The sequence below is a fragment of the Butyricicoccus sp. AF35-5AC genome (genome assembly GCF_003477715.1).
Classification (GTDB): Bacteria; Bacillota; Clostridia; order Oscillospirales; family Butyricicoccaceae; genus Agathobaculum; species Agathobaculum butyriciproducens.
Window position 1 is genome coordinate 19,090 of record NZ_QUDX01000019.1, and the last position, 417, is coordinate 19,506.

Genomic DNA, 417 nt, shown 5'->3' on the forward strand with positions numbered 1-417 from the left:
CAAGTACACCATCGATGATCTCGGCGCATGGTTCGCTGACCCGAAGCATCACCTGAAGATGCTGTCCTACAACGCCCTGATCTTCTTCAACATGAAGCAGACCCAGGAGGAAAAGGACGCCGTTATGGCAAAGCTCGATCAGATCATTGCAGACTGCAACAAGCTGGGCTGCAAGATGATCGTTGTTGTACCGTCCATGGATCTGACCGTTCCGGCTACCGTTGACGAGATCAAGGCTGATGCTGTTGCAGTCCTCAAGGAGATGGTAAAGAAGGTTGAGCCGCACGGCATCAAGCTGTCCATCGAGTTCTGCGGCGCACCGACCATGTCCATCAACCGCTTCGAGTACGCTTACGACATCGTTACCGAGGTAGATCATCCGCTGGTCGGCATCACCCTCGATCAGTACCACTTCCA

General features: G+C 53.7%; 1 protein-coding gene. It reads left to right on the top strand.

Annotation, left to right across the window (positions count from 1 at the left end; translation table 11 throughout):
* Positions 1-417, top strand: a 417-nt coding sequence (locus tag DWZ82_RS14140; protein WP_199667518.1) for a sugar phosphate isomerase/epimerase family protein, incomplete at both ends; no start/stop codon positions are given.